Annotated in this window: 6 protein-coding genes and 1 pseudogene; 3 read left to right on the forward strand and 4 right to left on the reverse strand. The window is 63.3% G+C overall.

Annotated elements, in window-relative coordinates; genetic code table 11:
* The first annotated feature begins 39 nt into the window (after window positions 1-39).
* A complete protein-coding gene (bfr, locus tag ACN8M7_RS12760) occupies window positions 40-510 on the forward strand; it encodes a bacterioferritin (RefSeq protein ID WP_003462607.1) in 471 nt (156 codons plus the stop codon).
* Between the two features lie 115 nt (window positions 511-625).
* On the opposite strand, the gene ACN8M7_RS12765 is transcribed toward bfr, so the two are convergent.
* Window positions 626-3,700, reverse strand: a complete 3,075-nt coding sequence (locus tag ACN8M7_RS12765) for an efflux RND transporter permease subunit (protein WP_061241238.1) — start codon at window positions 3,698-3,700, stop codon at window positions 626-628.
* A 6-nt stretch (window positions 3,701-3,706) separates the two neighbouring features.
* Window positions 3,707-4,810, reverse strand: coding sequence for an efflux RND transporter periplasmic adaptor subunit (locus tag ACN8M7_RS12770; protein ID WP_490261009.1), 1,104 nt, complete (start codon window positions 4,808-4,810; stop codon window positions 3,707-3,709).
* A gap of 223 nt (window positions 4,811-5,033) precedes the next feature.
* On the opposite strand from ACN8M7_RS12770, the gene ACN8M7_RS12775 reads away from it, so the two are divergent.
* Window positions 5,034-5,669 carry a TetR/AcrR family transcriptional regulator gene (locus ACN8M7_RS12775; RefSeq protein ID WP_061241235.1) on the forward strand — a complete coding sequence of 212 codons (636 nt, stop codon included), beginning with the start codon at window positions 5,034-5,036 and terminating at the stop codon, window positions 5,667-5,669.
* A gap of 3 nt (window positions 5,670-5,672) precedes the next feature.
* On the opposite strand, the gene ACN8M7_RS12780 is transcribed toward ACN8M7_RS12775, so the two are convergent.
* A complete protein-coding gene (locus tag ACN8M7_RS12780; RefSeq protein WP_490261010.1) occupies window positions 5,673-6,458 on the reverse strand; it encodes a class I SAM-dependent methyltransferase in 786 nt (261 codons plus the stop codon).
* Window positions 6,459-6,564: 106 nt separating this feature from the next.
* Between ACN8M7_RS12780 and ACN8M7_RS12785 the strand changes: the two genes are divergently transcribed.
* Window positions 6,565-7,332: an SPM autocatalytic domain-containing protein gene (locus ACN8M7_RS12785; protein ID WP_490261011.1), complete on the forward strand. Its 768-nt coding sequence runs from the start codon at window positions 6,565-6,567 to the stop codon at window positions 7,330-7,332.
* Here the strand turns inward: ACN8M7_RS12785 and ACN8M7_RS12790 are convergent.
* A pseudogene (locus ACN8M7_RS12790) lies at window positions 7,329-7,460 on the reverse strand (IS481 family transposase); the annotation flags it as partial. The gene ACN8M7_RS12785 and the pseudogene ACN8M7_RS12790 sit on opposite strands and share 4 nt — an antisense overlap.

The following is a 7,460-nucleotide window of genomic DNA, read 5'->3' on the forward strand; positions in this document are numbered from 1 at the left end:
TTCATGCCCGACACGGTCATTGAAACAGCAGGAGCGAACATGAAAGGCGACAAGAAGGTCATTCAACATCTGAACAAGATCCTTGGTAACGAACTGGTCGCCATCAACCAGTACTTTCTGCATGCGCGCATGTACGAAGACTGGGGCCTGAAGAAGCTCGGCGAGCACGAGTACCACGAGTCCATCGACGAGATGAAGCATGCCGACAAGCTGATCAAGCGCATTCTGTTCCTCGAGGGCATTCCGAACCTGCAGGACCTGGGCAAGATCCTGATCGGTGAAAACACCAAGGAAATGCTCGAGTGCGACCTGAAGATCGAGCACAAGGCACACGGTGATCTCAAGGCTGCCATCGCCTACTGCGAGAGCATCGGTGACTACGCCAGCCGCGAGCTGCTGGAAGAAATTCTCTGCTCCGAGGAAGATCATATCGACTGGCTGGAAACCCAGCTCAGCCTGATCGAAGCCGTCGGCCTGCAGAACTACCTGCAGTCGCAAATGGACGAATAAGTTCGCATCGCTCGAAAAAGCGGGAGCCCTTGGCTCCCGTTTTTTATCGCTATCACAAAGCGCGTGGAAGGGGTTTGAACCGCGATGGCAAATCGCAACTCAAGCGCCTCACAACTCAATGCGCTTCGCTTTCCTTGACCCTGAACCAGGCCGCATACAGCGCCGGCAGGAACAGCAAAGTCAACGCCGTGGCCACCACCAGCCCACCCATGATGGCTACCGCCATCGGCCCGAAGAACACGCTGCGCGACAGCGGAATCATCGCCAGCACCGCCGCCAGGGCGGTCAGCACGATGGGCCGGAAGCGACGCACGGTGGCTTCGATGATCGAGTTCCAGCGATCCAGGCCGTGGCTGATGTCCTGCTCGATCTGATCGACCAGAATCACCGAGTTGCGCATGATCATCCCGGCCAGGGCAATGGTGCCGAGCATGGCGACGAAGCCGAATGGCTGGCGGAAGATCAGCAGGAACAAGGTCACCCCGATCAGCCCCAACGGCGCGGTGAGAAACACCATCGCCGAGCGCGAGAAGCTTTTCAGTTGCAGCATCAGCAGCGTCAGCACCACCACGATGAACAGCGGGACACCGGCGTTGACCGACTTCTGTCCGCGCTGGGAATCTTCCACCGTGCCACCGACCTCCAGCAGATACCCCGCCGGCAGTTCGGCGCGGATCGGCTCCAGCGTCGGCAGGATCTGCTTGGTCAGGGTCGCCGGTTGCTGCTTGCCATAGATGTCAGCACGCACGGTAACGTTGGGCAGGCGATTGCGGTGCCAGATGATGCCCTCCTCGAAGCCGTACTCCAGAGTCGCCACCTGTGACAGCGCTACGCTGCGACCACTGTCGGTCGGCACTGCCAGGCTCGGCAGCAGGCTCAGCGACTTGCGCTCCTGCGGCGTACCACGCTGGAGAATCTCGATCAGCTCGTTGCCCTCGCGGTACTGGCTGACGCTGGTACCGGACAGCGAACCCTGCAAAAAGCGCGACAGCTCGGCAGTGTTGACACCCAGAGCACGGGCGCGATCCTGATCGATATTGAGGATCACCACCTTGCTCGGCTCTTCCCAGTCCAGGTGCACGTTCACCACGTGCGGGTTCTCACGCACCTTGTCCGCCACCTGACGCGCCAGCGCACGCACCTCCTCGATGTGCTCGCCGCTGACACGAAACTGGATCGGGTAACCCACGGGCGGCCCGTTCTCCAGGCGGCTGACACGACTGCGCAAGGTCGGGAACTGCTCGTTCAGCACATGGATCAACCAGCCACGCAGGCGTTCACGCTCCTCGATGCTCGAAGCCAGGACCACGAACTGGGCAAAGCTGGCCGCCGGCAACTGCTGATCCAGCGGCAGGTAGAAACGCGGCGAACCCGTGCCGACGTACGCCACGTAGTTGTCGATACCGGGCTGGTCCTTGAGCAGCTTCTCCAGCCGATGCACCTCCGCCTCGGTGGCACTCAGCGAAGCGCCCTCCTCCAGCTTGATGTCGACCATCAGCTCCAGACGGCCAGAAGCCGGAAAGAACTGCTGCGGCACGAAACGGAACAGCAGCAAGGACGCAACGAACAGGCCGATGGTCAGCATGATCACCGTGCCGCGGTGGCGCACGCACCATTGCACCGTGGCCCGTACGCGGCGATAGAACGGCGTCGAATAGGGGTCGTGACCTGAATCGCTGCCACCGTGCTTGGCGGCGTGCAGCTTGGCCAGGTCAGGCAACAGCCTGTCGCCAAGGTAAGGCACGAACATCACCGCCGCGATCCATGAGGCGATCAGCGAGATCGCCACCACCTGGAAGATCGAGCGGGTGTACTCGCCGGTGCCGGACTGCGCCGTGGCGATGGGCAGGAAACCGGCTGCAGTGATCAGCGTGCCGGTGAGCATGGGGAAGGCCGTGCTGGTCCAGGCAAAACTGGCCGCCTTGAGGCGGTCGTAGCCCTGCTCCATCTTGATCGCCATCATCTCCACGGCAATGATCGCGTCGTCCACCAGCAAACCAAGGCCGAGTACCAGTGCGCCGAGAGATATCTTGTGCAGGCCGATGCCGAGGTAATACATGGCGGCGAAGGTCATCGCCAGCACCAGCGGAATCACCAGGGCGACCACCAGCCCCGTGCGTAGCCCGAGGGAGAAGAAGCTGACCGCCAGCACGATCACCAGAGCCTCCACCAGCACCTTGACGAACTCGCCCACGCCGGTCTTCACCGCGGCCGGTTGATCCGACACCTTGCGCAGTTCCATGCCCAGCGGCAGCGTCTGCTGCAGGCGGGCGAAGGCCTCTTCCAGCGCCTTGCCCAGCACCAGAATATCGCCGCCCTCCTTCATCGACACGGCAATGCCAAGGGCGTCCTCGCCCATGAAGCGCATGCGCGGCGCGGGCGGATCGTTGAAGCCGCGCTTGACCTCGGCGACATCCGCGATGCGGAATGTGCGGCCGCCAACGCGGATGGGGAACTCGCGAATCTCATCCACGGACTCGAAACGCCCGGTCACGCGCAGCTGGATACGCTCGCTGGCGGTTTCGAAGAAACCGGCGGCGGCCACCGCGTTCTGCGCCTCCAGCGCCTGCTGCACCGCCGACAGCGGTAAACCGAGCGTGGCCAGCTTGGTGTTGGACAGCTCGATCCAGATCTTCTCGTCCTGCAAGCCGACCAGCTCGACCTTGCCGACGTCCTTGACCCGCTGCAGTTGCAGCTGGATGCGGTCGGCGTAGTCCTTGAGCACGGCGTAGTCGAAGCCGCTGCCGGTCAGTGCGTAGATATTGCCGAAGGTGGTACCGAATTCATCGTTGAAGAATGGCCCCTGGATGCCTGGCGGCAGGGTATGGCGGATATCGCTGATCTTCTTGCGCACCTGGTACCAGAGGTCCGGAATCTCCGCACTGTGCATGGAGTCGCGCGCCATGAAGGTGACCTGGGATTCACCCGGACGGGAGAAACTGGTGATGCGCTCGTACTCGCCGGTCTCCATCAGCTTCTTCTCGATGCGTTCGGTGACCTGACGGGAAACTTCCTCCGCCGTGGCGCCCGGCCAGATCGTGCGAATCACCATGGCCTTGAAGGTGAACGGCGGGTCTTCGCTCTGCCCCAGCTTGGTGTAGGAAATCGCCCCCACCACCGCGAACAGCAGCATGATGTACAGAACGATCTGACGGTGACGCAGCGCCCAGGCAGACAGGTTGAAGCTCATTCGGGCTTACTCCTTGGCGGCCAGTTCGACATTGCGATTGTCGCGATCCACCGGACGTATCTGCAGCCCCTCGCGCAATACCTGGACACCCGCAGCCACCACCCAGTCGGAAGCGGCAAGGCCCTCCAGCACGGGGACGCGGTTATCGCCGTAGGCGCCGACGCGCACCGGGCGACGCTGCACTGTGGATGCTTTGGGATCGACGACCCAGACGAATGGTTGCCCGCGCTCGGCGCTGAGTGCTGACAGCGGCACCGACAGCGGTACGTCGCCCTGGCTGGCGATGAACACGCGCGCGCTCTGCCCCAGTTCGGCCGGTACCTTGCCTTCGGTGAAGGCGACGCGAGCAGCGAAGGTGCGCGACTGCGAATCGGCCGCCGGCGCCATCTCGCGAATGCGCCCGGGGAAACGCAGATCAGGCTGCGACCAGAGCTCCACCTCTACCGGCTGACCGATCTCGAAACGGCCGAAGCTCTGTTCCGGCAGGCTGATCGAGACCTCTCGCTCGCCATCGGCAGCCAGGGTGAAGACCGTTTGCCCCGCCGCCACCACCTGCCCGACCTCCACCGTGCGCCGCGCGATAACGCCATCCTGGGAGGCGCGCAGTACGGCATAGTCGGTCTGGTTGCGGGCCACGTCGTACTCGGCCTTCACCTGCTTCAGGCGCGCCTGGCCGGCGCGATACTGGTTGTCGACGTTATCGAACTGCGAGCGGCTGACCAGGTTGCGCTCGAGCAACGTCTTGTAGCGCTCACGTTCGGCACGAACGGTCTGCAGGTTGGCGTCGGCTGCCGCCACCTGGGCACGGGTGGCTTCCAGTTGCAGGCGTACGTCCTGCGGATCCAGCTCGGCCAGCGCCTGATCCTTCTTCACCCGATCGCCAACGTCGACCATGCGCTTGCTCACCTTGCCGGCGATGCGGAACGCCAGTTCCGGCTCCAGGCGGGCGCGCACTTCGCCAGGATAACTGTCGACCAGCGCGGTAGCCGGCTGGGGGTGCACCACCATGGCAGGACGGATTGGTTGCTCCATCTGTTCGCCATTACCGCAGGCAGACAACAGAAATACGAGACCCAGAGAAGCAGCGAGCAGAAGAACATGGCGGGACATGTCAAACACCTTTCGGAGAAGGTTTAGGGCTACCTGCAAACGCGAACGGCGCCGTCATCGCTGCATTTAAACGGGCCAGGAATGCTCATTTACGCGCACCCTCGCCTGCTTTCGCCTTGCGCTGACCACTTCGTCGACGCTTCTTGAGATGCCCTTTGGAATATTTGTACTGCCGGGTATAGTAAAAATAGCAAACTCGCCAGTCCAGTATTAAAATCCGCCAATGCCTGACAAGTTGTTACAACCTTCCGGTCCCGGTCGTCCGAAGGATCCCGCCAAACGCCGCGCCATTCTCGAGGCGGCCAAGAGCCTGTTCCTGCGTAATGGCTACGACGGCAGCAGCATGGATGCCATCGCTGCCGAAGCCGGCGTCTCCAAGCTCACCGTGTACAGCCATTTCACCGACAAGGAGACCCTGTTCTCCGCGGCGATCAAGGCCAAGTGCGAAGAGCAACTCCCTGAACTGCTGTTCGAACTGCCGGATAACGTGCCGCTGGAAAGCCAGTTGCTGGGCATTGCGCGCGGCTTCCTGGCGCTGGTCAACAGCCGCGAGTCAGTGGAAATGCACCGCATGATGGTGAGCCTGGCCAGCCAGGGCTCGAAGCTGTCGCAGATGTTCTACGAGGCCGGCCCCAAGCGGGTACAGGACGAAATGGAAGTGCTGTTGCACAAGGCCAGCCAACGCGGCCTGTTGCGCCTGAACGATCCACACCTGGCCGCCGATCACTTCTTCAGCCTGCTCAAGGGTGGCGCGCATTTCCGCCTGCTGATCGGTTGTGGTGAACCGCTGCAGGGCGAAGCCGCCGAGCATCATGTACAGGACGCAGTGCAGCTGTTTCTGCGCGCATACCGGCCCTGAATCCTAGGCGCCGGCTTCCAGCTTCTTCTTCGGGTAGATGTCGTAACGGCTGGACTTTCCTTCCAGCACATAGCCCGGCTTGCTGCCTTCGATTGCCGGTGCCTTGCGCGGACGCTTGACCACGACCCGGTGGCTGGCCAGCGCCAACGCGGCTTCGAGCAACGCCGGCGCATCCAGGTCATCGCCCACGAAAGGCCGGAACAGGCGCATTTCCTTCTTCACCAGCGCGCTCTTGTCGCGATGCGGAAACATCGGATCGAGGTAGATCACCTGCGGCGCCTGGCCCTGCCAGTTGCTCATCAGCTCGATGGCGTTACCGGTGAGCAGGCGCATGCGCGCGACGATGGGCGCCACGTCGAGGTTCAGCGCAGCACGCTGCAGGCCGTCCTCCAGCAACGCAGCCACTAGCGGCTGGCGCTCGATCAGGGTCATCTCGCAACCCAGGCTGGCCAGCACGAAGGCATCGCGTCCCAGCCCCGCCGTCGCATCGAGAATCCGTGGGCGAACGCCCGATTGCACGCCGACCGCCTTGGCGATCATCTGCCCGCTGCCACCGCCGAACTGGCGTCGATGCGCCGCCGCGCCCTCGACGAAATCCACCCTGACCGGGCCAGGCGCCTTGTCGCCCAGCTCGACCAGTTGCAACCCGTCGTCACCTAGCTGCAGGGCGAACTCGGTTTCCCCCTCCTGTGTCAGGCCCAGACGCGACGCCCATCGGGCGGCTGCGTCGGCGTACTGGGGATGCAAGGCTTGGATGCGGATGCTGGCGTTGTGCCGCTCGTCGGTCATTGGCTCGTTCTGCTCAAAAAACACTCAAATCACCGGCCACGCGGCCGATATCGAAGAAGCGGCATTCTGCCAGACCCGGCCGCCGACAGCCGCATCGAGAGTGAACATGTTCGACGCCCTCTCCGCTCCACGCCCAAGCAACACCGCCACCAGCCCGCGCCCACTGGACGATGAGCTCGACCGCGCGGCGCACGACTCCATCAATTACCAGATTCTGCGCCGCACGCTGGGCATAGAGGACGAGCAAAAGCCCGGAGAGATCGCCCGCGAGCTGCGGCAGACGACCGCGCCACCGACCGTCACCAGCAATGCCGTAGCGGTCAGCGAGGCCGTGATCGACCAACGCAGCCTGGAGCTTAACGTCAGCAGCGCACAGCCCCCGCAGCAGGTCGACCCGCTGGTGCTGGACCTGGCCGGCAACGGCTTTTCCACCAGTGGCCTGAGCCGCCCCGTACGCTTCGATCTGGATGCCGACGGGCGCCTGGATGCGATCAGCGCACCCACCGGCGACGATGCGCTGCTGGCGCTGGACCGCAACGGCAACGGGCGCATCGACGATGGCCGCGAACTGTTCGGTGATCAGCATGGCGCAGCCAATGGCTTCGCCGAACTGACACGCTTCGACGACAACGGTGACGGGCGTATCGATGCGGCCGACGCCGTGTTCGACCAACTGCGCCTGCTGCGTTTCGACGCACAGGGCCGCCAGCAGCTGCAGACGCTCGGCCAAGCCGGGGTCAGCGCCATCGACCTGAGCGCCCGCGATGTCAGCATCGCCCTGGGTGCATATGATCAGATCGCGCAGCTGGGCCGCTTCGAATTCGCCGATGGGCGCAGCGGACAGGCGGCCGACTTGCTGTTGGCCAAACGCTAGTTGTGTAAACCCAGTACGTTGTTCAGTGGAAGCGGCGCTCTGCTGATCGGGGGCAGGTATCCGAGGCTGGCGTGCAGTCGGTGCCAGTTGTAGTGATGCAGCCAGGGCAGCAGGTGCGCTGCTCGCTG

Origin of the sequence: Pseudomonas spartinae (assembly GCF_965197125.1) — a bacterium.
GTDB classification, from domain to species: domain Bacteria; phylum Pseudomonadota; class Gammaproteobacteria; order Pseudomonadales; family Pseudomonadaceae; genus Aquipseudomonas; species Aquipseudomonas composti_A.